At 45.8% G+C, this 24,010-nt stretch carries 26 protein-coding genes and 1 riboswitch; of the genes, 25 read left to right on the top strand and 1 reads right to left on the bottom strand.

The genetic code is table 11. The annotated features are described in order from the left end of the window. Positions 1-134 precede the first annotated feature (134 nt). Positions 135-1,322 carry an FtsW/RodA/SpoVE family cell cycle protein gene (locus NYE35_RS29280; RefSeq protein WP_036681594.1) on the top strand — a complete coding sequence of 396 codons (1,188 nt, stop codon included), beginning with the start codon at positions 135-137 and terminating at the stop codon, positions 1,320-1,322. A 264-nt stretch (positions 1,323-1,586) separates the two neighbouring features. Here NYE35_RS29280 and NYE35_RS29275 read toward each other — a convergent pair whose 3' ends face one another. Next, positions 1,587-2,189: a hypothetical protein gene (locus NYE35_RS29275; RefSeq protein WP_341122340.1), complete on the bottom strand. Its 603-nt coding sequence runs from the start codon at positions 2,187-2,189 to the stop codon at positions 1,587-1,589. Between the two features lie 257 nt (positions 2,190-2,446). On the opposite strand from NYE35_RS29275, the gene spoIIR reads away from it, so the two are divergent. From spoIIR to NYE35_RS29155, 24 genes are all read left to right on the top strand, one after another. Next, entirely contained in the window at positions 2,447-3,190 is a 744-nt protein-coding gene (gene spoIIR, locus NYE35_RS29270) for a stage II sporulation protein R (RefSeq protein ID WP_076099806.1), read from the top strand. A 104-nt stretch (positions 3,191-3,294) separates the two neighbouring features. Then, complete coding sequence (locus NYE35_RS29265) at positions 3,295-4,650, top strand: L-threonylcarbamoyladenylate synthase (RefSeq protein ID WP_076274878.1); 1,356 nt, start codon at positions 3,295-3,297, stop codon at positions 4,648-4,650. A gap of 104 nt (positions 4,651-4,754) precedes the next feature. Further along, on the top strand, positions 4,755-5,327 hold the full coding sequence (locus NYE35_RS29260; protein WP_038573646.1) for a manganese efflux pump MntP: 573 nt from the start codon (positions 4,755-4,757) through the stop codon (positions 5,325-5,327). Between the two features lie 45 nt (positions 5,328-5,372). Further along, complete coding sequence (locus tag NYE35_RS29255; protein WP_036681588.1) at positions 5,373-5,960, top strand: low molecular weight protein arginine phosphatase; 588 nt, start codon at positions 5,373-5,375, stop codon at positions 5,958-5,960. Between the two features lie 48 nt (positions 5,961-6,008). After that, a riboswitch (ZMP/ZTP riboswitch) is annotated at positions 6,009-6,091 on the top strand. A 74-nt stretch (positions 6,092-6,165) separates the two neighbouring features. Then, positions 6,166-6,750 carry a TIGR01440 family protein gene (locus NYE35_RS29250; protein ID WP_038573643.1) on the top strand — a complete coding sequence of 195 codons (585 nt, stop codon included), beginning with the start codon at positions 6,166-6,168 and terminating at the stop codon, positions 6,748-6,750. A 114-nt stretch (positions 6,751-6,864) separates the two neighbouring features. Further along, positions 6,865-8,112, top strand: a complete 1,248-nt coding sequence (gene glyA / locus NYE35_RS29245) for a serine hydroxymethyltransferase (RefSeq protein ID WP_038573642.1) — start codon at positions 6,865-6,867, stop codon at positions 8,110-8,112. A gap of 422 nt (positions 8,113-8,534) precedes the next feature. Then, on the top strand, positions 8,535-9,164 hold the full coding sequence (gene upp / locus NYE35_RS29240; RefSeq protein WP_036681583.1) for a uracil phosphoribosyltransferase: 630 nt from the start codon (positions 8,535-8,537) through the stop codon (positions 9,162-9,164). Positions 9,165-9,222: 58 nt separating this feature from the next. Then, positions 9,223-10,383, top strand: a complete 1,161-nt coding sequence (wecB, locus tag NYE35_RS29235; protein WP_341070687.1) for a non-hydrolyzing UDP-N-acetylglucosamine 2-epimerase — start codon at positions 9,223-9,225, stop codon at positions 10,381-10,383. 178 nt (positions 10,384-10,561) lie between these two features. Then, positions 10,562-10,795, top strand: coding sequence for an AtpZ/AtpI family protein (locus NYE35_RS29230; RefSeq protein WP_036681579.1), 234 nt, complete (start codon positions 10,562-10,564; stop codon positions 10,793-10,795). Further along, a complete protein-coding gene (locus NYE35_RS29225; protein WP_036681578.1) occupies positions 10,788-11,165 on the top strand; it encodes an ATP synthase subunit I in 378 nt (125 codons plus the stop codon). The genes NYE35_RS29230 and NYE35_RS29225 overlap by 8 nt, the downstream gene beginning before the upstream one ends. Positions 11,166-11,194: 29 nt before the next feature. Next, positions 11,195-11,962: a F0F1 ATP synthase subunit A gene (gene atpB / locus NYE35_RS29220; protein ID WP_036681575.1), complete on the top strand. Its 768-nt coding sequence runs from the start codon at positions 11,195-11,197 to the stop codon at positions 11,960-11,962. Between the two features lie 105 nt (positions 11,963-12,067). Next, positions 12,068-12,280 (top strand): F0F1 ATP synthase subunit C, encoded by a 213-nt coding sequence (gene atpE, locus NYE35_RS29215; RefSeq protein WP_036681574.1) that lies wholly within the window; start codon positions 12,068-12,070, stop codon positions 12,278-12,280. A gap of 97 nt (positions 12,281-12,377) precedes the next feature. Further along, entirely contained in the window at positions 12,378-12,866 is a 489-nt protein-coding gene (atpF, locus tag NYE35_RS29210; RefSeq protein ID WP_036681571.1) for a F0F1 ATP synthase subunit B, read from the top strand. Further along, positions 12,863-13,414: a F0F1 ATP synthase subunit delta gene (locus NYE35_RS29205; RefSeq protein WP_036681568.1), complete on the top strand. Its 552-nt coding sequence runs from the start codon at positions 12,863-12,865 to the stop codon at positions 13,412-13,414. Before atpF ends, NYE35_RS29205 begins: the two co-directional genes overlap by 4 nt. A gap of 11 nt (positions 13,415-13,425) precedes the next feature. Beyond that, positions 13,426-14,937 carry a F0F1 ATP synthase subunit alpha gene (gene atpA, locus NYE35_RS29200; RefSeq protein ID WP_036681566.1) on the top strand — a complete coding sequence of 504 codons (1,512 nt, stop codon included), beginning with the start codon at positions 13,426-13,428 and terminating at the stop codon, positions 14,935-14,937. 151 nt (positions 14,938-15,088) lie between these two features. Beyond that, a complete protein-coding gene (atpG, locus tag NYE35_RS29195) occupies positions 15,089-15,958 on the top strand; it encodes an ATP synthase F1 subunit gamma (RefSeq protein WP_036681564.1) in 870 nt (289 codons plus the stop codon). 239 nt (positions 15,959-16,197) lie between these two features. Next, a complete protein-coding gene (atpD, locus tag NYE35_RS29190; RefSeq protein WP_036681562.1) occupies positions 16,198-17,598 on the top strand; it encodes a F0F1 ATP synthase subunit beta in 1,401 nt (466 codons plus the stop codon). 102 nt (positions 17,599-17,700) lie between these two features. Next, entirely contained in the window at positions 17,701-18,117 is a 417-nt protein-coding gene (locus NYE35_RS29185) for a F0F1 ATP synthase subunit epsilon (protein ID WP_036681559.1), read from the top strand. Between the two features lie 196 nt (positions 18,118-18,313). Next, positions 18,314-18,571 carry a DUF1146 family protein gene (locus tag NYE35_RS29180; RefSeq protein WP_036681556.1) on the top strand — a complete coding sequence of 86 codons (258 nt, stop codon included), beginning with the start codon at positions 18,314-18,316 and terminating at the stop codon, positions 18,569-18,571. A gap of 199 nt (positions 18,572-18,770) precedes the next feature. Continuing rightward, the gene (murA, locus tag NYE35_RS29175; protein ID WP_036681554.1) at positions 18,771-20,147 is read left to right on the top strand and encodes a UDP-N-acetylglucosamine 1-carboxyvinyltransferase; all 1,377 of its coding nucleotides are present in this window, start codon (positions 18,771-18,773) and stop codon (positions 20,145-20,147) included. Positions 20,148-20,363: 216 nt separating this feature from the next. Beyond that, entirely contained in the window at positions 20,364-21,506 is a 1,143-nt protein-coding gene (gene spoIID, locus NYE35_RS29170) for a stage II sporulation protein D (RefSeq protein ID WP_341122339.1), read from the top strand. Between the two features lie 61 nt (positions 21,507-21,567). Beyond that, a complete protein-coding gene (locus NYE35_RS29165; protein WP_036681550.1) occupies positions 21,568-22,311 on the top strand; it encodes a M23 family metallopeptidase in 744 nt (247 codons plus the stop codon). Positions 22,312-22,583: 272 nt separating this feature from the next. Further along, positions 22,584-22,871, top strand: a complete 288-nt coding sequence (gene spoIIID, locus NYE35_RS29160) for a sporulation transcriptional regulator SpoIIID (protein WP_036681548.1) — start codon at positions 22,584-22,586, stop codon at positions 22,869-22,871. A 129-nt stretch (positions 22,872-23,000) separates the two neighbouring features. Continuing rightward, the gene (locus NYE35_RS29155; protein WP_036681546.1) at positions 23,001-23,999 is read left to right on the top strand and encodes a rod shape-determining protein; all 999 of its coding nucleotides are present in this window, start codon (positions 23,001-23,003) and stop codon (positions 23,997-23,999) included. Positions 24,000-24,010: the final 11 nt, after the last annotated feature.

Raw genomic sequence — 24,010 nt, 5'->3', positions numbered from 1 at the left:
CCTACTTTGCAGAGGGTTCCTTTGTCCAGGGTAGAGAAATTGTATTTTCAATCCGACTTCCTTTATAATAGTATTTAGCAGGATTTCTCAGGGGATCATAAAGAAAGACCGGATATAGAGTAGGGAGGCAGAGCGTGCTTCAGAAGATTAAAAAGATTGATGGTGCTATTGTAGTCGTTCTGTTATTACTCATGGTGGTCAGCATCTTCGCCATATATAGTGTTACTCATGGAAGAGAGAAGCTGGACGGACATCATATTCGTATGATGATGTATTATGCTATTGGTTTTGTAGCTTTTATTGGAATGACCTTTTTGGATTACAGAATATTAGTGAAATATGCGATATATATTTATTTGTTTGGGATAGGGATGCTGGTGCTCGTCAGCTTTTTGGGCGAGACTAAAAATAATGCACAAGGCTGGTTGACCCTGCCTGGAGGACTGAGTCTGCAGCCTGCTGAGCTGTTCAAGTTGATATTAATTCTTTTTCTGGCGGCCATGCTTGTCCGCAAGAATAAGAGTAAGCTTCTGTTCTGGCGGGATGTTGTGCCACTCGGCCTTCTGACCTTGTTTCCATTTCTTATTGTTCTTACCCAAAATGACCTTGGGAATGCCTTGTCTTACGTTGTGATTCTTGCGGGTCTGTTGTGGATTGGCAATATTAAATACACGCATGCATTAATCGGGCTGGTCATCGTGGCTAGTTCTGCGATTGCGGGAATTATGAGTTATATCCATTATCACGATGAAATTAAAACCTTTCTTACGGATATTGGGCGATCTCACTGGATTGAACGTTTTGATCCTTGGCTTGTTCCCGAAAAGGCAACAGAAAAGGCTAAGTATCATACCACCAATGCTAGAATTGCTATTGCTTCTGGAGGAATGAGTGGTGATGGCTATATGAAGGGAGATTCCGTTCAAACGAATCGTGTGCCATATACCTACTCGGACTCCATTTTCGTGCAAATTGCCGAGGAATTCGGTTTTGTGGGGGCGGCGCTGCTGCTGCTGCTGTACTTTATCCTCATTCACCGAATGATTCTGATTGCGCTGGAGTGTAAGGATAGAGCCGGGCCGTTCTTGATTGTCGGAATTGTCGCCATGATGCTATATCAGATTTTTGAGAATATTGGCGCGTTTATTGGTCTGATGCCTTTGACAGGTATCACGTTACCTTTCATCAGCTTTGGAGGTACATCACTGCTTATCAACATGGCCAGCATTGGTTTGGTAATGAGTGTACGTCTGCATGGTCAGCAAGAGGAAGAAGATCTTCCAGACCCGGTCATAAATCATGTATCGGTTAAAGGTGTTTAGAATAGTCAAGGGTGAGAACCCGAAAGAAGCCTGATACTAAAAAGATCAGTAATGAGATAATATTTTTTGAAACTTAACAAAAGCGCATGCTGATTATCAGCATGCGCTTTTGTTAGTTAGTTATTAAATTCGGTATATTACAATAGGATATATCTCGCTTTAATGAATAATGCTACAGGAATTCTATGCCTTACTTTCCGTCGGATTAAAATATGGAAGCACCCATGGAATCTGCCTCGATTTTATTGTATTCAATTTCGCTTATCAGTAAGCGTTTAGGAATCCTCCGCCGAATATTTGATTGGGTCCCAGATTAGTGATTAGTAAATAGTAAGTTCCTGGAAGAACATTACTCCAACCGATAGTATACGGGCTGCTTTCTGCATAAGGCCAAGACACGTTTCTAACCCCTGCCGATTTACCGCTACTTTTGCTAATCAATTCATAAGAGATGATCGGAACTGCTTCGGTAGGAAAGGAAGTTCTTTGATGTATCGTTGCATAGACATCAGAATTTGAGGTGAAAGTTATTTCACCATTCGTTCTCTTTTGTGTGCCTGAAGCCCATCCATCCATTGTAAAAGTGAAACCTTCCGTATAGGAGAATATGCCTAATGAGTTATTGTTATTTTCATTAAAATTTGGCTGGTTTATATTTTGAGTTAGAGCTGCTTCTTCTTTAATCGATTCAATCTCATCAGCAGTAACTGTTTTTACAAAAGTAGTATCTGGTGAGGTGACTGAGGTCGTAGCACTTTGTTCAACTTGATTAGAAGAGGTTTCTGCGGCAAATGAGCTTGTAGTATAAATGGAAGTTGAAGCAATGAGTGCCAAAGTCAGAGTAGATACAGTTTTTACTAGTTTCATAATGAACCTCCTTAAATTTATATAAATTGGATATTAAAGAAAAATATAAGCAATATACCGAATATACCCACTATATCATAATGATTTAAAAAAGTAAAATATTCCCTTTATTTTCTTTTATAGGACTGTTAAGATCTCACTGAAACTGCTCGTTTCTTAAAATCATAGATTCATAGGTTTGCAGTCTCTTATCTCCGGGCATACTACTAGCATGAGAGTTAAGAGGAGAGGGGCTGCAACAAATGAACGATAATCATATGGATAAAAGAGATTCCTTACGTGTAACTTTTAAGTATACTGCCATTTTAATTTGTTTTTTTATGGTCCTCATGATGGCTTGGGAAGGTCAAAAAACCGATGCTGCAGTAGCTGAAGTATCTATTCCCCAAGAATCTATCCGGTTACGTATTCTAGCTAATTCTGACGGAGCGCAAGATCAGCTGGTGAAACGGCAAATTCGCGATAAAATTGTGGAGCAAATGAACCAGTGGGTATCTGCTCTTGAGGATCCGCAGAGCTTGGAGCAGGCACGTGCTCTGATTAGAAATCATCTGCCGGAGCTTAACGCTTTGGTTGGATCAGAGCTCGAGAAACGGGGCATTGAATATTCCTATAAAGTGGAGCTGGGCGTAGTCCCTTTTCCAACCAAATTATACGGTGGTACCGTCTATCCTGCTGGGGAGTATGAAGCTGTACGGGTCACGCTTGGTGCAGGCAAGGGACAAAATTGGTGGTGTGTACTGTTTCCTCCGCTTTGCTTTATCGATGCGGGCTCTGGAGATGCGGCAGCACCTGCTGCTGACAAAGGTACAAAAACAGTGTCTGCTGCTGGTGCGGATAACAGTGCTAAGGTGAAATCGGCAGCTGCAAAAACAGTGCAGGCTGATTCCTCGGCAGGAAGTGCTTCATCAGGAGAAACTGCTGCTGAGCCAGAGGTACGGTTCTTCGTCTGGGAGCTGCTGCAAAACCTTTGGAACTGGATCAGTGGATTATGGTCGTAAGACCCCAGATATGTTACTATTTTATAAGCAGATCTATCACGGCTCCCTACTGGGGCCGTTTTTTGCTAAGATAAATTATATCTTCTAGAAAGCCTGTGATGAGAATGAATGAACACAATAATCCTTTATTCGCCGTTCAGCGGCGGAGTGGAAATAGAGCTGAGACTGTATACTGGAAGTTGAATTCTGTTGAGGGAACGAACTCTGAGGTATTTCAGCCGAATGAAGCTGACAAGCTGGCGATAGCGGAGGCAGCAACAATGCTTCGCGAAGGCGGAACAGTGGCTTTTACAACCGAAACCGTCTACGGGCTAGGGGCGGATGCCCGAAATACGTCGGCAGTTGAGGCTGTTTTTGCAGCAAAAGGACGGCCCTCTGACAATCCGTTAATTGTACATATTTCGGATACGGCAGCTTTGGACGAGCTTGTTGCAGAGGTGCATCCTAAGGCGGCCGCGCTGATGGCAGCTTATTGGCCTGGTCCGCTGACAGTTGTGCTTCCTGTTCGTGAAGGTGTACTGTCGCCTTGTGTGACGGCGGGTTTGGATACGGTTGGTGTGCGGATGCCGGATCATCCGGTAGCTCTGGCGCTGATAAGTGCCGCAGGTTGTCCGGTTGCGGCGCCCAGTGCTAATCGTTCGGGTCGCCCGAGCCCGACATTAGCTTCGCATGTGATGGAAGATTTGGCTGGATACATTGATGGCGTCCTTGATGGTGGTGCTGCTGGAGTGGGACTAGAGTCAACAGTCGTGCAGGTACAGCCTGACGGAAAAGTTGCTGTGCTGCGCCCCGGCGGGATTACTTCGGAGCAATTGGCTGCAGTGGTGGGAGCAGAAGCTGTAAGCTCAGAGCCCGGTAATGCTGAGGCAACTGCTGCCTCTACTACTACTGTCATGGCTGATTCGGGGACGACAATCTCTGTTGTTGATTTAAGTACTGCTGAGCCAATCACAGCTAAAGCAACTACAGCACAATCTTCAGCGGATTGCCTGAATGTTAACAATCGTGAGCCTTTCGAAAGGGCATCCGCATCTATTGAGCAGCATGGTGCGGATGCTGCTGGCGGCATTTCGGCACCGCGCGCGCCGGGCATGAAGTACACGCACTACGCACCGCGCGGCTGGCTTGCTGTAGTGCGCGGCTCTTCCCCGCAGCGCGTGGCGGACGAAGCCGCAAGTAAACTTCAGGCGGCGCAGCTAAACGGCGAGGTCACGGGCCTGCTCCTCTTCGAGGAACATAAGGCCCTTTATCCCGCCGATCCTGCCGCCTGCGTTCTTTCCCTCGGCTCGTTATCCTCGCCGGAGGAAGGGGCCCGCTCCCTATATGCCGCTTTGCGGCGTTTCGATGAAGCGGGAGCGACTTACATCTTAGCCGAGGCTTGCCCGTATACCGGCCTCGGCGCTGCCATCATGAACCGGCTTATGAAAGCCGCCGGCGGATCTGTCATTGACGCCGGATAACTACGGCGTTGCTTTTTCGGATATGAATCCCATATGAAGTCATGATTACCCCCTTGTCCGCATATCGTTGTTGTACAAGATATTTCGGACTTGGGGGGTTAAGCATGGGCTTAGGTGATGTATATACCGAATGGGGGCAGATTGTTACCATTACTATAATGGCGGTTGCATTAGGGATGGATGCCTTTTCGCTCGGTGTAGGGATCGGGATGAAAGGTATTCGTCTGCTGCATGTTCTGCAAATGAGTCTGCTCATTGCTGTTTTTCATATGCTGATGCCTCTCTTGGGTTTATTGACAGGAAGTTATGTCGGACACCTGTTAGGTCAAGTAACGACTTATGCTGCTGGAGGTCTTCTAGTTCTTTTAGGCGGGCATATGGTGTACAACTCCTTTCGTCCGGATACAGGAAGCTCACGAGCTATGGATCATCGAACCTTGTGGGGGATGATACTTCTTTCGCTCAGTGTCAGTATTGACTCTTTCTCCGTGGGTGTATCACTGGGGATGTTTGTGAATGGAGTGCTTTTGACCATCTTAGCCTTCGGTGCTTGCGGGGGACTAATGTCGATTCTAGGGTTGCTAATTGGACGGCATGTCAGTCGTGGTCTCGGGGATTATGGAGAAGCGCTAGGCGGTGCAATACTTCTGGGGTTTGGCTTGCTATTCATCTTTTGATACAATAACGGCATTAGAATATTTAATTTCATGGGGGTGCAAAACATGCTGCATATTTTATTCGTCTGCACCGGGAATACATGCCGAAGTCCTATGGCTGAGGGGCTTTTACGAAAGCTCGCGAAGGAACGTGGAATCGACCTGGAAGTGCGGTCTGCAGGTGTATCCGCCATTTCCGGTACTTCTATATCAAGACATGCTGCAGCTATACTGCAGGAAGAAGGAATTCATGATTCAATGGAGTCGTCACAATTGACAGGTCAAGCTGTCGCTTGGGCCGACCTTGTGCTGACCTTGACGGGTGGGCATAAGCAGCATTTGCTGCAGTATTTTCCGGATGCTGTAACGAAAACCTATACATTGAAGGAATACGTGCATGATGAAGATGCGGTGACGGAAGATATCAAGGAATTGGACAGCCTTTACGCAGATGCGGAGTTGAGCTTAGCCCTTGGTGGTGAACCGAATGCAACGGATCTGCAGCGGATGATTGAGATTCGCCAGCGTATTCCGAGCTTCGATATTTCTGATCCATTTGGTGGCACGCGTGAGGACTATGAGCTAACTGCTGCTGAGATTCGCACTGCGCTATTCAGTTTGCTGGATAAGCTGGAAACCTTCCGCCATTTGTAAATGGTTGATTTTCAGTTCACTTTGCTTTAAGATGAAGTTACAAATAATCGGTTCCGATGTAACTGGCGACAAATGTGGATCAAACCACGATGGAGCATCGGAATAAACGGCCGGTCGCCTGGGCAAAAGAGCAAATCCGCAGCTACCTGCGGACTGCTCTTTTTTGTTTAAAATAAGCTTGTTTGAAGTTTGAGGAGGTAGAGTGATGGACGAAGTTGTAGAGCTATCATTAACTGATGCCACCGTCACTGTGTTAAGGGAGTTGGCGGAGGCTGGTAACCTTGGGTCAGGCAAAATTGTTGTCATCGGAGTGAGCACAAGTGAAGTTGCTGGTGTCCGGATTGGAACTGGTGGTGCACTTGAAGTTGCAGAACAACTGCTTGAAGGTGTTCGTTTAGTAGCAGCGGAAAAAGGATTTCATCCCGTGTATCAGTGCTGCGAGCATTTAAATCGTGCACTTGTAATGGAACGCTCTCTACTAGAGTCACTTGGTCTGAAGGAAGTATCAGCTGTACCTATACGAGGTGCTGGAGGTTCGATGGCTACGGCTGCTTATCACGCTATGAAAGATCCTGTTTTGGCGGAAACGATAGAAGCTCATGCTGGTTTGGATATTGGCGAGACACTGATAGGAATGCATTTACGGCGGGTAGCCGTTCCTTTCCGTCCGACTCTACGATACATTGGAGCAGCCAGAGTGAATGCGGCATGGACCAGACCCCCACTAATTGGCGGTGAACGTGCGGTATATCGTGCTCCAGAACAAAGTGGTTCACAGTTTTGTGATTAATGAACTTTAGTTTTATATTTTTTGCAGAAACGAAGACCTAAGTCTCTTTATAGCGGGCAAATCGTTTCTACTTAAATACAACATATCTACACACACTAGGGAGGAAATAAGAACATGGAACAATTGCGTAAGAGTGACCCGGCAGTACTGGAAGCGATGGAACTGGAACTGAAACGTCAGCGTGCCAACATTGAGCTTATTGCCTCAGAGAATATCGTTAGCGAAGCCGTAATGGAAGCTATGGGCTCCGTGCTTACGAACAAATATGCAGAGGGTTATCCAGGCAAACGATATTATGGTGGCTGTGAAGATGTAGATATCGTTGAGAACCTTGCTCGTGATCGTGCAAAAGAATTGTTTGGTGCGGATCATGTTAATGTACAGCCACACTCCGGTGCTCAAGCTAATATGGCTGTTTATCTGGCTGCGCTTAAGCCTGGCGACACTGTTCTTGGAATGAATTTGGCGCACGGCGGTCATTTGACACATGGTAGCCCAGTTAATGCTTCTGGATTGCTTTATAACTTCGTTGCTTATGGAGTACAAGAAGATACTTTCCTAATTGATTATGATGAAGTACGTAAAGCAGCCTTCAAGCACCGTCCAAAAATGATTGTAGCTGGTGCTAGTGCCTATCCGCGTATTATTGATTTCGAAAAACTTGGCGCTATCGCCAATGATGTGGGTGCGCTATTTATGGTAGATATGGCCCATATCGCAGGATTGGTTGCTGCTGGTCTTCATCCGAGCCCGGTTCCTCATGCTCATTTCGTTACAACTACTACGCATAAGACTTTGCGCGGTCCCCGCGGAGGTATGATTATGTGCAGACAGCCGTGGGCAGCTGCTATTGATAAAGCGGTATTCCCTGGTTCCCAAGGTGGACCTTTGATGCATGTAATTGCTTCAAAAGCAGTCGCATTTGGTGAAGCATTGCAGCCATCTTTTAAGACTTATGCTCAAAATGTAGTGAAGAACGCTAATGTTCTTGCAGAAACGTTGATCAGCGAAGGGGTTAACATTGTATCCGGAGGTACAGATAACCACTTGATGCTGCTGGATACCCGTAATCTGAACATTACCGGAAAAGATGCGGAAAAAGTACTAGATTCCATCGGGATTACTGTGAATAAAAACGCAATTCCATTTGATCCTACAAGTCCTTTTGTAACAAGCGGTATTCGGATTGGTACACCTGCAGTCACATCCCGTGGTATGGACGAGCAGGCAATGGTCACTATTGGACGTATCATTGCTAATGTTCTAAAGAATCCGAAGGATGAGGCAAACTTGGCAGAATCTGCCCGTCAAGTGGCTGAGTTGACTGACCAATACCCTCTTTATCCAGAGTTGAAATACTAAATCTTTGCTTCTAATAAGAAATGATTCTGCCTCCATCAATACCCTCTTCCGGGTTTGATGGAGGCTTTTTTGTTGCATATTGTTCACAAATATTACTGCAGTTAATAGATGAAATTGAATGAAATTAATCATGAAAGTTCATGGAACTTTCAATAAAATTAGTGAAAATAATGTGAATAGTATGAAAAAGCCAAAGTTGCACAACATAATCTAGGTTTTATAAGTGATTGGTTTCCTAATTAAGCCAATCATTACCTTTAAAAACAAGGAAATACAAGGGAATATGTTCAATGTGAGTTCAAGTACCATTCTGAGGTGAAATGCAGCGGCGGGAGTGCTATAATAGACAGGATTTAGCCACTGAGAAGCAAAGCGCTTTCTATGGCTATAGACAAGACTTACAATTACCGGAGGGACAGTAAATGGGAAAATTGGTGATTTGCGATCATCCTTTAATTCAACACAAACTAACATTTATTCGCGACGTTAGAACAAACACGAAGGATTTCAGAGAACATGTTGACGAAGTCGCCACATTGATGGCTTATGAGATTACACGTGATATTCCACTGGAGACCATTACGGTACAAACACCGGTCACTGAAACGGAAAGCAAAGTGATTTCGGGAAGAATGCTGGGGCTTATTCCTATTCTTCGTGCGGGTTTAGGTATGCTTGAAGGTGTACTGAAGCTTCTACCTGCGGCTAAAGTAGGACATGTAGGGCTTTTCCGTGATCCAGACACTCTTCAACCAGTGGAGTATTATATCAAGCTTCCAACTGATGTACAGGAACGTGAGTTGATAGTGATTGACCCGATGCTTGCTACAGGCGGATCCGCAATTGCTGCGATTACCTCACTGAAGAACCGTGGTTGTACACAGATCAAAATGATGAACTTGATTGCAGCGCCAGAAGGTGTTGCTGCAGTTCAGGAAGCTCATCCGGATGTTGATATTTATGTAGCAGCGCTTGACGATCATTTGAATGAACATGGTTACATCGTGCCAGGTCTTGGTGATGCTGGTGACCGTCTTTATGGAACCAAGTAATAAGTAATTAAGTATTAAGTATAGTAATGCGAGAATATTTGATGAGAGGGTAGGGGTTATGTCCAAAATCAAAGTAATGACTATTTTCGGAGTGCGCCCCGAGGCGATCAAGATGGCTCCTCTGGTTCTTGAACTGAAGAAGCATCCTGAGCATATCGAATCAATAGTATGTGTAACAGCACAGCATAGAGAACTGCTCGATCAAGTGTTGGAAGTGTTTAATATCACCCCTGATTACGATTTGGACGTGATGAAGGACCGTCAGACCTTGAATGAGATTACTATTCGTGTGCTTGAAGGTTTGGAACCTGTACTGAAAGAGGTTAAACCTGACCTCGTGCTGGTGCATGGGGACACCTTAACAACGTTTTTAGCTAGTTACGCTTCCTTCCTGCAGCAAATTCAGGTTGGGCACGTAGAAGCAGGACTTAGGACATGGAACAAATTGTCTCCGTATCCTGAAGAAATGAACCGTCAACTCACAGGTGTGTTAGCTGATCTGCATTTCGCTCCAACCGATTTGTCAGCTAACAATCTGAGACACGAGAACAAAAAAGAATCAAGTATTTATATCACAGGCAACACCGTAACTGATGTGTTTCAATATACCGTACAGCCGGATTACCGGCATCCTGTTTTGGATTTTGCTTCAGGAAAAAGACTTATTTTGATGACCGCTCACCGCAGAGAATCTCAAGGTGAACCGCATCGTAATATCTTCCGAGCTATTAAAAGAATCGCTGATGAATTCGAAGATGTCGCCATTGTTTACCCTGTGCATCCAAGTCCTGCCGTTAAGGAACCTGCGCATGAGATACTGGGAGGACATCCAAGAATTAAGCTGATTGATCCGCTGGATGTCGTGGACCTGCATAATTTTTATCCGCATACCCACTTGATATTGACCGATTCCGGCGGTCTGCAAGAGGAAGCTCCTTCTTATGGAGTGCCTGTTCTTGTGCTTCGTGATACAACGGAGCGTCCCGAAGGGATCGAGGCTGGAACGCTGGAACTTGTGGGCACGGACGAGGAGAAGGTGTATCAACGGACACATGCTCTTTTGACTGATAATGAGCTCTATCAGTCGATGAGTCGGGCCGCCAACCCGTATGGAGATGGCAAGGCTTCCCAACGGATTGTCAATGCGATTTTGCACCATTTTGGTGTTAATGATGAACGTCCTGAAGAGTTTCACAGAATGTTCACAAAAAATAAATAATTTCAATTAAACTAATATCTGATCTGATTAAAATCAACATACAGTGAAACTGTACGGTTTATATGGTTTTGGAACGTTTTGCTGTGATTATTTTCATGTTTTCAAGGGTTTTTAGGCAATGTTCAATGAATTGACAAAGACTCAGGAAATTCAGTAAAATTAGTTGGGATTGTAGCCCATGAAAGAACAAAATAGCAAGGACAGCTTGTTACAGACCGCGCTTGTCATTGGAAGTGCAGGCACTTTGCTTGCCGCTTACATTCTTATTGGTTTTTTTGCGGCAAGATGGCTGAAAGACCTGATGGAGGGACCAAAATATTGGCTCGCCATTGGCACTATAACTGGAATGATTCTGGGAATTGTGAATGTCGCCTTGTTAATTAAAAAATTTTTGGGGGAGCAGAATGGATAATATGACTCCCATGATCAATACCGTCACTAGAGTTACGCTCGTCCTTATGGCAGGACTCTTAATGGGCTGGGTGCTTCATCATGAGACCCGGGCAATTACACTGGGCATGACTCTGGGTCTGGTGGCGGGATTGGTAAACTTTCGTTATCTGGCCGTCAAGGTTCGACGGGTTACGCAGTCGATTGCGAGCAACGAAGGGAATGCCTTCAGCCTCGGTTTTGTTACACGGATTAGCTTCGCAATTTTGGTCACCATGTTCTCGGTCAAGATTGAGCATTTCTCCCTGGTAGCAACTGTTTCGGGCGTATTCATTCCTCAGCTTCTCGCCATTCCTGCGGGGATATATCTGAGTGTGAAGAATAAGCTTTAACCAGATTAAAGAGAAAGGGGGATGATACTATGCATGACATGCCGAAAATATTTGTCGGGGGAATACCGATAGATTTATCCGCCGTGTTGATGCTTCTGATCAGTTGTACAGTGGTATTTGTTCTGGTTATGCTTTCGGTTCGTAAGCTTTCCGTTGAAAATCCATCCAAGCTTCAGAACTTCATGGAATGGGTTGTGGAATTTGTAGAGGGTGTCATAAGCAGTGCCATGGATCTGAAGAAAGGAAAACCTTACATATCTTTAGGGTTGACATTGATTCTGTTTATCTTTGTTTCCAATCTACTTGGATTGCCTTTCTCCGTTGTAACTGAGGCGCATGGACCTGTAACAGTGTTTGGCCACGTGATTGAAGCAACTAAGAACTTGGCGAATGGTGAGCATGCAGAAATTTTATGGTACAAGTCGCCAACTGCTGACATTAATGTCACTGCAGGATTGGCAATCATAGTATTTGTACTGATGAACTTTCTGGGCATTAAGCTCAACGGCAAACATTATTTCAAACACTACATCGAGCCGTTTCCAATCTTTTTGCCACTGAACATTATCGAAAACCTGGCAAAACCTGTAGCGTTGGCTATTCGTCTATTCGCTAACATTTTCGCCGGAGAAGTACTAATTACAGTCATTTTGAAGCTGGGGATTCTCAGTATTCCGTTCCTGGCTGTATGGCAGGGCTTCAGTATTTTCGTCGGGGCACTACAAGCGTTTATCTTTACGATTCTGACGATGGTTTATATCGCACAGATGACGATTCACGAAGAAGAAGCACATTAATGAACTGCTGCGAAGAGAACGGCTATCGTCTGATTTTCCTTCGTGGGAGATATCTTATATCATTAAACACAAATATGAACCGAAATTAAAGGAGGATATTTACAAATGGAATTTTTAGCAGCAGCAATAGCGGTTGGATTGGGTGCACTTGGCGCAGGTCTTGGTAACGGTATGATCGTTAGTAGAACAGTTGAGTCCATCGCTCGTCAACCAGAAGCGAAAAATGCTTTGCAAACAACAATGTTTATTGGTGTAGGTATCGTCGAAGTTATTCCGTTGGCAGCAACAGTTATCGCATTCCTGATTATGTTTACTTAATAAACCGTAGTTACGGTTTGGCGGGGACGGCCGATGCCATCCGCGCCTTACTTTTGTATACGTCCGCATGACGCGGTAACGGAAGGGAGTGACCTCAGTGGATATTGTTTGGACAAACATAGTATTTTCAATTGTCGCCTTTGGGATTTTATATTTCTTGCTTAGCAAGTATGCGTTCAGCAAACTTTTTGCAGTTATGGAGAAGCGCCGTGAGCTGGTAATGCAGCAAATGGACGAAGCTGCGAAGACTAGAGAACAAGCGGTCGCGTATGTGGAAGAGCAGAAGCAAGCGCTGAACAGTGCACGCCAGGAAGCTCAACAGATTATTCAACAATCGCAAATCACAAGCAATCTACAGGTAGAACAAACTTTGGCACAAGCCAAAGCAGATGCAGCACGTGTCAAAGAAGAGGCTGTGCGCGATATCGAGAACGAAAAGAACAAAGCAGTGGAAGAGTTGCGCAGCGAAATTGGAACGGCATCTGTTCGTATTGCTTCCAAACTTCTTAAGAAAGAAGTTAGTGCTAGCGGCGAGCAGGAGCAACTTGTGAACCAATACCTCAAAGAGGTAGGAGGCCAATCATGAGCCGCGATACGGTAGTTGCCAAGCGCTACGCTAGAGCATTGTACAGTGCAGCGGTAGAGAAAGGGATTACCCTTGAAGTAGAAGAAGAGCTCAAGGCAGTGGTTGGGTTATTACATTCCGACCAAGAGATAAAGCGGTTTATTCTTGCACCGCGCATCTCGGAGTCCGACAAGCTGAAAGTGCTGCGCACAGCGCTTCAAGATAAGCTCTCTCCCATCGTGATGAACATTGTAGAATTGTTAGTAGAGCGAGGCAGAACCGATATTTTTGCCGATCTGCTGGATACGTATATCAAGATTGAAGGAGACGCTCTTGGCATTGGTGATGCTAAGGTATACTCTGTTTATTCTTTAAGTGAAGAAGAAAAAGCAGCTGTAGCTGCAGAATTCGGCCAACTCGTAAACCGTAAAATCCGGATTACGAATGTGGTGGACCCAAGCCTGTTGGGAGGACTGAAAGTTTATATCGGCGATAAGCTGTATGACGGCAGTCTGTCTAACAAATTGGAGCGTCTCGAGAAATCCTTTAATGATAAGCATAGAAGATAGGGGTGAGGATATTGGGCATCAGACCTGAAGAGATCAGCACTTTGATCAAAAGTCAAATTGAGGAATATAAAGCCGATATCGAAGTTGCCGAAGTCGGCACCGTCATTCAAGTCGGCGACGGTATCGCCCGTGTCTACGGTCTGGAAAACGCAATGGCAGGCGAATTGCTAGAGTTCTCCAACGGAGTAGTGGGCATGGCGCTCAATCTGGAAGAAAGCAACGTCGGTGTTGTTATTCTGGGTGAGTACAAGGAAATTCGTGAAGGCGATCAAGTAAAACGTACAGGACAAATTATGCAAGTTCCTGTTGGTGAAGCTCTACTCGGCCGTGTAGTTAACGCACTTGGTATGCCGCTTGACGGCAAAGGCCCAATTGCTACAACTGAATTCCGTCCTGTAGAAAATAATGCACCAGGTGTTATCGATCGTAAATCGGTACATGAACCGATGCAAACAGGTCTTAAAGCCATTGATGCGATGGTACCAATCGGTCGTGGACAACGCGAACTTATCATTGGTGACCGTCAAACAGGTAAGACTGCAATCGCAATTGACGCGATTATCAACCAAAAAGGCAACGGCATGAAATGTATTTATGTTGCCATTGGTCAAAAGCAATCCACAGTAGCACAGGTTGTAGAAACTCTTCGCCGTCATGGCGCTTTGGAATATACAATCGTTGTAACTGCATCGGCTTCCGAGCCGTCCCCATTGTTGTATATTGCTCCATACGCAGGCTGCGCAATGGGCGAATACTTCATGTACAAGGGCGAGCACGTACTGATCATTTACGATGACCTTTCGAAACAAGCTTCGGCTTATCGCGAATTGTCCTTGCTGCTTCGTCGTCCACCGGGTCGTGAAGCATTCCCAGGTGACGTATTCTACTTGCACTCCCGTCTTTTGGAGCGTGCAGCTAAGCTTAGTGATGAGCTTGGTGGTGGTTCATTAACCGCACTTCCATTTATCGAAACACAAGCATCGGACGTATCAGCTTACATTCCTACGAACGTAATCTCGATTACAGATGGTCAAATCTTCCTTGAATCCGATCTGTTCTACTCTGGTCAACGTCCGGCGATCAACGTCGGTATCTCCGTTTCCCGTGTAGGGGGCTCCGCTCAAATCAAAGCGATGAAGAAGGTAGCCGGCTCGCTCCGTTTGGATCTTGCCCAATATCGCGAACTTCAAGCCTTCTCACAGTTCGGCTCAGATCTTGATAAATCTACACTTGCCCGTCTGAATCGCGGGGCACGTATGATGGAAGTTCTGAAACAAGGTGTGAATCAGCCGTTGTCTGTTGAGCATCAAGTGCTTAGCTTGTACACAGCTGTAAAAGGATATTTGGATGATATTCCAGTTAAAGACGTAAAACGTTTTGAAAAGGAATTCCTTGCTTACATGGATAGCAGTGCTGCTGATGTAGCTCAATCCATCAGGGATACAAAAGATTTGACAGCTGATAACGAAGCCGCTCTAAAAGCAGCGATTGATACCTTTAAAAGAGGTTTCGCTACTAGCTAATATAGATAGACTTTAACGGATTTTACTAAGTGAGCTTTGGCTCTGCCGAAGCTCAGGCTGTGCTTATGAAGTAGCTTTGACTCCGTCAAAGCTAAGATGATGCTTACGAAGTTAGCTTTGACTCCGTCAAAAGCTTTAAGGTGGTGAAATCATGGCAAGAAGCATGCGTGATATTAAACGTCAAATTAAGAGTGTTCAAAACACAAGACAGATCACAAAAGCGATGGAAATGGTAGCCGCATCCAAGCTGAGAAAAGCTCAGGAGAAGGCAATTGCCGCCCGTCCTTATGCTGAGAAGCTAAAAGAGGTTGTATCGAGCATTGCTGCTGGCACAGAAGGTGTTCAACACCCTATGCTGGTTAGCCGCCCTGTGAAGAAGACTGGTTATCTAATCGTTACCTCTGATAGAGGGCTTGCAGGTGGTTACAACGCTAATATTTTGCGTAAGGTGACGATGCTCATCGCGGAGAAGCATAAGTCCAAAGATGAGTACGCATTGTTTGTTATTGGTCGTAAGGGCCGTGACTTTCTACGTCGCCGTGAATATCCGATTGTACAGGAAGTTACTGAGCTTTCGGATGCGCCGAAGTTTGCTGACATCAAGTCTATCGCGAATTCGGCAGTACAGCAGTTTGTAGATGGTACGTATGATGAGTTGTATGTTTGTTACAATCAATTCGTCAATGCTATCACCCAGATCCCAACCGTTGAGCGACTGTTGCCTATGGATGGAGTAGGGAATCAAGAGCATCATGAAGCTTCTGCAAACTACGAATATGAACCTTCACCGGAAGGCGTGCTAGAAGTATTGCTTCCAAAGTACGCTGAAACTTTGATTTATAGCGCAATTCTGGATGGCAAGGCCAGTGAGCTGGGTGCGAAAATGACAGCTATGGGCAGTGCAACGAAGAACGCGTCGAAAATGATCGGAGAACTTACCCTTACGTACAACCGTGCCCGTCAGGCGGCAATTACGCAGGAAATTACCGAGATCGTGGCCGGAGCGAACGCGCAGTCTTAAAATACAAGAAAAGTTAAACCGAGTGCTTAACTTGTCTTGTATTTTACGAGAAACAGTGCCGCTTGCTTAGGGTACATAGTTCCTTAAGAACGGCACTGTAAGTTCTTCTTACAATATAAGAAAGTATAGGTTTTACACTATACGAAATGCTTATATTTCTACGAGAAACGGTTGTCATCTTTATATGACGACAACGTCGTTTCTTCTTGATGTAACAGCTTTCGAGGAGGGAAAAGAAGATGAACAAAGGACGCGTTGTAAGCATTATGGGTCCGGTTGTCGATATTGAATTTGAACGCGGCCAGTTGCCCGAGATTTTCAACGCTATCAAAATTGAAACCGTCTTGGACAATGGTCGTCAGCTTAACCTAACACTTGAGGTTTCCAATCACTTGGGAGACAATCTGGTACGTTGTATCGCGATGTCTTCTACTGATGGTCTGGTTCGTGGACTGGATGCGATCGATCAAGGAGGTCCAATTTCGGTTCCTGTAGGGGAAGCGACATTAGGCCGTGTATTTAACGTACTTGGTAATCCAATTGATAACGCTGGTGAAGTTCTTGCTGAGAAAAAGAACCCGATTCACCGTCTCGCACCAACATTTGACGAATTGTCAACACAAGCGGAAATCCTGGAAACAGGTATTAAAGTTATCGACTTGCTCGCACCTTATGCTAAGGGTGGTAAAGTCGGCCTCTTCGGCGGTGCCGGCGTAGGTAAAACAGTAACAATCCAAGAATTGATTAATAACATTGCCCAAGAGCACGGTGGTATTTCCGTATTCGCAGGTGTCGGTGAACGTACTCGTGAAGGTAATGACCTTTATCACGAAATGACGGATTCCGGCGTTATTAAGAAGACAGCAATGGTCTTCGGACAAATGAACGAGCCTCCAGGTGCACGTCTTCGTGTAGCTTTGACCGGTTTGACCATGGCGGAATATTTCCGTGATGTGGAAGGCCGCGATACGCTGCTCTTTATCGATAATATATTCCGCTTTACCCAAGCGGGTTCCGAAGTATCCGCTCTTCTCGGCCGTATGCCATCCGCGGTTGGTTATCAGCCGACTTTGGCTACTGAAATGGGCCAGCTGCAAGAGCGTATCACATCGACTAAAAAAGGTTCCGTTACATCGATTCAAGCAATCTACGTACCGGCGGATGACTACACTGACCCTGCTCCGGCTACAGCGTTTGCTCACTTGGATGCAACAACTAACCTTGAGCGTAAAATTTCCGAGAAGGGGATTTTCCCAGCGGTTGATCCACTGGCTTCCAGCTCGCGTTTGCTAGCTCCAGAAATTGTTGGCGAAGAACATTACAACGTAGCACAAGGTGTTAAACAATTGTTGCAACGTTATACCGAGCTTCAAGACATTATTGCCATCTTGGGTATGGATGAATTGAGTGAGGATGATAAGGTTATCGTAGCTCGTGCTCGTAAAGTTGAACGCTTCCTGTCGCAGCCGTTCCACGTGGCTGAACAGTTCACTGGCTTTAAGGGTAAATATGTACCAATCAAAGAAACTGTACGCAGCTTTAAGGAAATCCTGGATGGTAAGCATGATGATCTTCCAGAAGCAGCTTTCCTATTTGTAGGTACGATTGAAGAAGCAGTAGAAAAAGCGAAATCGATGTAACCTGAGCTTAGCTAATGCTTTCGATGCAAGCTTTACTTCGTAAAGCTTAGTGCATGCTTTCGAAGCGAGCTTTACTATGTAAAGCTTTAAGGAGGAATGGAAGTGAATACCTTTTTGTTGGAAATTGTCACGCCGGAGCATCTCGTTTACTCCAAGCAAGTGAATAGCTTGATTGTAAGAGGGGTCGAAGGCGAGTTGGGTATTTTGCCGGGACACATTCCGCTTGTGACTCCACTTCAGGTTGCTCCGTTATCCGTCAAATCGGACGGTGTTACGATCTCCATCGCCGTTCATGGCGGATTCGTTGAAGTGCATAAGGACAAAGTAACTGTGCTGGCTGAAAGTGCCGAGCTGCCAACAGATATCGATGTTGAGCGCGCCGAAGCGGCTAGAGAACGGGCTCAGCGCCGTCTCCAGACTCGGAGCAAACAAGATGATATCGATCACCGCCGTGCGGAATTGGCGCTGCAACGCGCTGTTACACGGATTAAAGTGTCCACTGGAAAAGGACAACAGTAGGAAAAAAGCAGTCAAGCCTTATGGGTTTGACTGCTTTTTTATTATAGTAATCTATTGAAAAAGGTTAAAATTTCTTCATTATTTTGGATAATGGCGCTGAATTGTTTAAAAATTTGTAAAAGTACTGGATTCTTTTGCTCTTCACAAGTATGATATAAGAGTCGATTTCCGAGTAATACGAACACGGAGGGTTAGCATGGAGGATATATTGTCGGGTGGGTTGTCTAGTGCAGTTGGAACCAGCAGTATGGTCTCAATGATTGTATCTTTGCTCAGTGTTGTATTATCTTGGTGGGCATTGCAGAACCTTAAGCTCGATTTGGTCATAAGATATCCCAAGAGTCCTCAGGGAAGGCTGCTGCACTTGCTGTTGGCCATTGTACTTGGTCGTTTTGTAGCGGGGTTCTTCCTGGATTACCTGAGCTGGAGTGGGATGATCCGATATATGTTTTAAGGGGATGTAGTTTGGTTATAAGTGTCTTAGGTCGCAGTGGTCAAAAGGTGTCGAATAATAAGGTTTTATTATGTCAACACTGAACTTTAAGGAACATGCCCGAGTAAATGGGCGTATTGATGGAGTAGAGAACTTTTTTGCAATTACTTTAATCTAAAAAAATAATTTAAGAAATAATGGACGCGGAGGGAAACCGAAAATGAGCAAATTTATCGTCCGCGGTGGCAACAGATTGACCGGGAGCGTGAAAGTTAGCGGCGCAAAAAATTCCGTATTACCGATCATAGCCGCCTCTCTATTGGCAGAAGAAGGAGTAAGCGTCATTGTAGACGCACCTCCGCTTGATGATGTGATGACGATATCAAAAATGTTGGAATCTCTGGGTGCAGGGGTTACATATCAGAACGATATTATCCAGGTGGATGCTACAAACATCACTTCCTGTGAAGCACCTTATGAATGGGTTCGAAAAATGCGGGCGTCTTTTTTAGTCATGGGCCCACTGTTATCTAGACTTGGTCAGACAAGAATTTCCCTGCCAGGCGGCTGTGCCATTGGTACACGACCGATTGATCAGCATTTGAAAGGGTTTGAAGCACTGGGTGCGGAGATTAGTCTCGGCCAGGGCTACATTGAAGCGAAAAGCAACGGACGCCTGCGCGGTGCCAAAGTGTATTTGGATGTAGCAAGCGTAGGTGCGACCGAAAATATAATGATGGCAGCTACACTAGCTGAAGGCGTGACCGTTATCGAGAATGCGGCTAAGGAGCCTGAGATTGTAGACCTAGCTAATTACTTGAATGGTATGGGCGCTATCGTGCGTGGTGCGGGAACAGGCGTTATTCGTATTGAAGGGGTAGAACGTCTGCATGGGGTCAAACATCATGTAATCCCTGACCGTATCGAAGCAGGTACGTACATGGCGGCTGCAGCAATTACCGGTGGCGATGTATATGTGGAAGGCGCAATTGCAGATCACTTAGGTCCTGTTATTGCTAAGATGGAAGAAATGGGTGTAACCATTATTCCCGACGAGAACGGTATTCGTGTAATCAGTGACAAGCCTCTCAAAGCTGTTGATTTGAAGACTTTGCCGTATCCAGGTTTTCCTACGGATATGCAGTCGCAAATGATGGCATTATTGCTGCGTTCTGAAGGTACCAGTGTCGTTACAGAAACCGTATTTGAGAACCGGTTTATGCATGTGGATGAATTCCACAATATGAACGCTGAGATTAAGATCGAAGGTCGCTCGGCGATCGTTACAGGTAATGCACAATTGGTCGGAGCTAAGGTTTGTGCTACGGATCTGCGTGCGGGAGCTGCGCTTATTTTGGCAGGTCTGGTTGCTGAAGGCACTACTGAAGTAAGCGGAACTCATCATATTGACCGCGGGTATGTTCATTTGGCTGAGAAGCTGTCCGGACTGGGTGCGGAAATTTGGCGCATTTCCATGGAGGATACTTCAGCGCAAACCGTGAAGGATGAAGTTCTTAAACCGGAAGTATCCAAGAGTGAATCGACTAAAACCGAAGAGGTTAAACCACGCTTTCAGGTTCAACCAACTTGGGTATAATATCACTCATTAGGAGAGACCAGGCTGCAGATTGCAGCTTGGTCTTTTTTTATGGAATCCTCATCTGATGGGGATTTTTTTGTGCGCAATTTAATAGCCTGCGGTCTAGTAATAGATTGAGGACAGGAACTCTCTTTCTCTCAAATTGTGTTCTAGCAGTTGCTGTAATTTCATATCTATAAGAATCACCAGTGATTCACGGAAGGAGCCATAGAGATGAAAGATTTCCGCTACTTGCGAAGAAACAAGACAACGCGCTGGCATTCGCGTCCCCTTGCTCCCCGGCGCAGGCGACTCATTCCCGTCGCCTGGCTCGCAGCGCCTTTCCTGGCGGCGCTGCTGATTCCGCTGGCGGTTGTCCCGCTACACCGGGGACAACCGGCGCCTGTGGCCGTGCCGGCGGTCACGGCCCCTCCGGCGGCGCCGGAGACGGTTGCGCAGGAAGCGCCGCAGCCGAACGTCTCTGTCTATTTGTCGCACAGCGGACAAATAGAGACATTGCCGCTGGAGGACTACGTCCGCGGCGTGCTTGCGGCCGAGATGCCGGCCGACTTTGAGCTTGAAGCGCTCAAAGCGCAGGCCGTAGCGGCCCGCACCTTTATCATGCGCCGCCTGGTGGCTGGCGACAGAAGCGGCGTACCCGTTCCGGAGGCGGATGTAACCGATACGGTAAGCCACCAGGCTTACATATCTAAGGACACGCTGGAACGGCAATGGAAGCTCGGCGGAAGAAGCGCCGACCTCGCAAAGCTGCAGCGCGCGGTCCTTGAGACGCGCGGAGTGATTATGACTTATAAAGGGCAGCCGATAACGGCCTCCTTTTTCGCCTCCAGTGGAGGATATACTGAGAACTCAGAAGAGTATTGGAATGCAGCGATTCCCTATCTGCGCAGTGTGACGAGTCCTTGGGAGAAAGAGATTACCCCAAACTATGCGGTGACTAACACTTTTACTGTTGCTGAGATACTTACTAGATTGGGTCTAGACGATAAAGTCATTCCTGCCTCCAAAGATACTACTAATTCAGGAACTACAACGAAGATTTCATCATCTTCGAGATTACCTATGGAAGTGTTGTCTCTTACCACTGGACATCGGATTAAAGAGATCTCAATTGGAGGCTCTATATTTACTGGACGTGAAGTGAGGGAGAAGCTAGGCCTACGATCCAGCCAATTCAGTTGGAGCCGTAAGGGGAATAAGATCTTGATCACGACCTTTGGAAATGGGCATGGAGTAGGGATGAGTCAGTGGGGGGCAAATGGGATGGCCAAAGAGGGTGGAACAGCTACCCAAATTCTCAAACACTATTATAGTGGTATCTCATTTACACAAATCTCAACTCTTCTGAAAAAATAACTTGAAAGATACGTATAAAAGAGAAAAGCCCGGTAACACTGGTTACTGAGGTGATAACCATATGAATGAACAAGACAAAAACAAAACAAACCAAGATGAATCTCTCAAAAAAACTCAGGGAGATTTACCTGGTGCAAAACCTTCTTCATGGAACAGACTGGTATCTAAACGTTGGGTATTCCCAGCAGTCTACACGGCGGCAGCGGCAATTATACTAACCTTGGTGTGGGTCTATCAGGATGCCGGCCAAAAGCCGCTCAACCAGGACACTGCCGCCACTTCGCAGCAAGTAGGAACTTCCGCTAATGAAGCTGGTACAACAACCGGAGGTCCAGATGCACTTGAAGTTGTTGCTTCAACGGAAAGTATGACTTGGCCAGTAGCTAATCCAGGTGAAGTAGAAGTAGTTAAGCCGTATTATGATGAGAATGGTACAGAGGACAATCACGTTGCCGCTATGGTGCAATATAACGACAAATTTATTCCTAATGTCGGAATCGATATTGCCCGTGAAGACAACAATACGTTCGATGTCAAAGCAGCGCTCAGCGGTGAAGTGACCAGAGTGGAAGATGTTGCGGTATTAGGTAAAGTGATTGAAATTACCCATCAAGGTAATTTGAAGACTGTATACCAAAGTCTTGGTGAAACAAAAGTTAAACAAGGCGATGTAGTGAAGCAGGGAGATACTCTTGCCACAGCTGGTCGCAGTGAGATCGAAAAGAACCTTGGAAATCATGTACACTTTGAAGTGTACGAAGATGGCAAAGTAGTCAATCCATCGGATTTACTGCCACAGCGATAAAAATTTCTATAGCAGGGGGCGAAAGCCCCCTATTTTTTTGTGTATATAGGGATTTTTAAGGTTATGTTTGTGATGAGCCTTTTGTTTACGCGGGAAACGGTTGTTGACCTAAAGGGACAGCGACGGCTTTTCATCATGCTAATAACACGGGTTATTAGGTTGTCCATTAAATAAAATGAGCCCTCCATAGCTTGTCATGTCTTGAAAGCGCGAATATATAAGCCCGCCCCTCATATAATGTACCAAACTATCCACAGTTGGGAGGCGGGAGCGTGCACGATTACATCAAGGAACGTACGATCAAAATCGGACGCTGCATCGTGGAAACCAGGCATACGGTCCGGACCATAGCCAAGGAATTTGGCGTTTCAAAGAGCACGGTGCATAAAGATTTAACTGAGCGTCTGCCAGAGATCAACCCTGATCTGGCCGATCAGGTGAAGCACATTCTCGAATATCACAAGTCCATCCGACATCTTCGGGGGGGAGAAGCCACAAAAATCAAATATAAAAAATCGACGGGGAAAAAACGTGAGGTTGCTGTAGCATCAAAGCCATGAGATTTTCGGAAATTTAAGGAAATATTCAGCTTTAATACATTGTGTACTTCCCCTAAAGTATGGTATTTTTAAATTTAGTACTAACTGCTGTTTTTTCAATTAAAATAACACTTTGGGGGCTCTTTCATTATGTTTAGCAAGGATATCGGAATCGACCTCGGCACGGCCAATGTGCTCATACATGTTAAGGGAAGGGGAGTCGTTCTGGATGAACCTTCCGTGGTCACACTTGAAAGTGATACGAAGAGAGTCCTTGCGGTGGGAGAACAGGCACGTCGCATGGTTGGACGTACACCTGGAAATATTATAACAATCCGTCCTCTCCGGGATGGTGTCATTGCAGATTTTGAAATCACAGAAATGATGCTTAAGTATTTTATCGACCGCGTTGGCGGCCGGTCCTGGTACGCACGGCCCCGTATTCTGATTTGCGCCCCTACAAATATTACATCTGTGGAACAGAAGTCCATACGGGAAGCGGCGGAGCGGAGCGGGGCTAAGGAAGTTTTTATGGAGGAAGAGCCAAAAGCCGCTGCAATCGGAGCGGGAATGGATATTTATCAGCCTAGTGGGAACATGGTCGTCGATATCGGTGGCGGAACGACGGATGTAGCCGTACTTTCTATGGGCGACGTCGTTACCGCTTCTTCGATTAAAGTCGCAGGAGACAAGTTCGATGAGGCCATTTTAAGATATATTAAACAAAAGTATAAGCTGTTAATCGGCGAACGTACGGCAGAGGATATTAAGGTTACAATTGGCACCGTGCGTCCAGGCCTGATGCAGGCTGAAATGGATATTCGTGGTCGTGATATGGTAAGTGGACTCCCTCAGACGCTCACTATTACTTCAGGCGAGGTAAAAGAAGCACTATGGGATCCGGTTTCTTCTATTGTGGCAGCTGCTAAGTCCGTTCTGGAACGTACACCGCCTGAGCTATCCGCAGATATTATTGACCGGGGTGTTGTTCTAACTGGTGGTGGCGCTTTACTTAATGGATTGGACGAGCTCCTCTCGGAAGAATTACATGTTCCGGTGTGGATAGCGGAAGACCCGATGCATTGTGTAGTTAAGGGAACAGGAATAATGCTGGATAATTTGGACAAGGTCGTTAAGAAAAAGTTCTAAGCAGCCGATAT

The organism is Paenibacillus sp. FSL L8-0494 (assembly GCF_038003695.1).
Classification (GTDB): domain Bacteria; phylum Bacillota; class Bacilli; order Paenibacillales; family Paenibacillaceae; genus Paenibacillus_AQ; species Paenibacillus_AQ odorifer.
This window is presented reverse-complemented; position numbering and strand designations above follow the sequence as displayed.

Excerpts from the sequence above, each read along its gene's own strand:
- NYE35_RS29275 (WP_341122340.1), bottom strand. The coding sequence starts at position 2,189 with ATGAAACTAGTAAAAACTGTATCTACTCTGACTTTGGCACTCATTGCT.
- spoIIR (WP_076099806.1), top strand. The coding sequence starts at position 2,447 with ATGGATAAAAGAGATTCCTTACGTGTAACTTTTAAGTATACTGCCATT.
- NYE35_RS29265 (WP_076274878.1), top strand. The coding sequence starts at position 3,295 with ATGAATGAACACAATAATCCTTTATTCGCCGTTCAGCGGCGGAGTGGA.
- NYE35_RS29260 (WP_038573646.1), top strand. The coding sequence starts at position 4,755 with ATGGGCTTAGGTGATGTATATACCGAATGGGGGCAGATTGTTACCATT.
- NYE35_RS29255 (WP_036681588.1), top strand. The coding sequence starts at position 5,373 with ATGCTGCATATTTTATTCGTCTGCACCGGGAATACATGCCGAAGTCCT.
- NYE35_RS29250 (WP_038573643.1), top strand. The coding sequence starts at position 6,166 with ATGGACGAAGTTGTAGAGCTATCATTAACTGATGCCACCGTCACTGTG.
- glyA (WP_038573642.1), top strand. The coding sequence starts at position 6,865 with ATGGAACAATTGCGTAAGAGTGACCCGGCAGTACTGGAAGCGATGGAA.
- upp (WP_036681583.1), top strand. The coding sequence starts at position 8,535 with ATGGGAAAATTGGTGATTTGCGATCATCCTTTAATTCAACACAAACTA.
- wecB (WP_341070687.1), top strand. The coding sequence starts at position 9,223 with ATGTCCAAAATCAAAGTAATGACTATTTTCGGAGTGCGCCCCGAGGCG.
- NYE35_RS29230 (WP_036681579.1), top strand. The coding sequence starts at position 10,562 with ATGAAAGAACAAAATAGCAAGGACAGCTTGTTACAGACCGCGCTTGTC.
- NYE35_RS29225 (WP_036681578.1), top strand. The coding sequence starts at position 10,788 with ATGGATAATATGACTCCCATGATCAATACCGTCACTAGAGTTACGCTC.
- atpB (WP_036681575.1), top strand. The coding sequence starts at position 11,195 with ATGCATGACATGCCGAAAATATTTGTCGGGGGAATACCGATAGATTTA.
- atpE (WP_036681574.1), top strand. The coding sequence starts at position 12,068 with ATGGAATTTTTAGCAGCAGCAATAGCGGTTGGATTGGGTGCACTTGGC.
- NYE35_RS29205 (WP_036681568.1), top strand. The coding sequence starts at position 12,863 with ATGAGCCGCGATACGGTAGTTGCCAAGCGCTACGCTAGAGCATTGTAC.
- atpG (WP_036681564.1), top strand. The coding sequence starts at position 15,089 with ATGGCAAGAAGCATGCGTGATATTAAACGTCAAATTAAGAGTGTTCAA.
- atpD (WP_036681562.1), top strand. The coding sequence starts at position 16,198 with ATGAACAAAGGACGCGTTGTAAGCATTATGGGTCCGGTTGTCGATATT.
- NYE35_RS29180 (WP_036681556.1), top strand. The coding sequence starts at position 18,314 with ATGGAGGATATATTGTCGGGTGGGTTGTCTAGTGCAGTTGGAACCAGC.
- murA (WP_036681554.1), top strand. The coding sequence starts at position 18,771 with ATGAGCAAATTTATCGTCCGCGGTGGCAACAGATTGACCGGGAGCGTG.
- spoIID (WP_341122339.1), top strand. The coding sequence starts at position 20,364 with ATGAAAGATTTCCGCTACTTGCGAAGAAACAAGACAACGCGCTGGCAT.
- NYE35_RS29165 (WP_036681550.1), top strand. The coding sequence starts at position 21,568 with ATGAATGAACAAGACAAAAACAAAACAAACCAAGATGAATCTCTCAAA.
- NYE35_RS29155 (WP_036681546.1), top strand. The coding sequence starts at position 23,001 with ATGTTTAGCAAGGATATCGGAATCGACCTCGGCACGGCCAATGTGCTC.